The organism is Pseudoalteromonas rubra, from assembly GCF_005887095.1.
Classification (GTDB): domain Bacteria; phylum Pseudomonadota; class Gammaproteobacteria; order Enterobacterales; family Alteromonadaceae; genus Pseudoalteromonas; species Pseudoalteromonas rubra_E.
This window is the reverse complement of the sequence record NZ_PNCI01000170.1, coordinates 1-271: the sequence shown is the minus strand read 5'-3', so window position 1 is coordinate 271 and position 271 is coordinate 1. Positions and strand designations below refer to the sequence as shown.

The following is a 271-nucleotide window of genomic DNA, read 5'->3' as shown; positions in this document are numbered from 1 at the left end:
CTCTTCAAGTGATGTCGGCGCCACACGGCGAATAACGGCTTTAATACGTGCCATTAATTCTTTCGGAGAGAATGGCTTAGTCACATAATCGTCAGCCCCCACTTCCAGGCCTTTCACTTTGTCTTCTTCTTCACCTCGGGCGGTGAGCATAATAATGGGAATTGCGCGGGTATGATCGTTTTGTTTAAATTTCTTCGCAATCTGAATACCGCTGCCTCCGGGCAACATCCAATCCAGTAATACCATATCTGGGTAGGGCTCTACCATGGCT

General features: G+C 48.0%; 1 protein-coding gene. It reads right to left on the bottom strand.

All coding sequences use genetic code 11. From position 1 onward, the window contains the following. The coding region (locus CWB99_RS23750) for a response regulator (RefSeq protein ID WP_138686251.1) at positions 1-271 on the bottom strand (271 nt) is incomplete at both ends.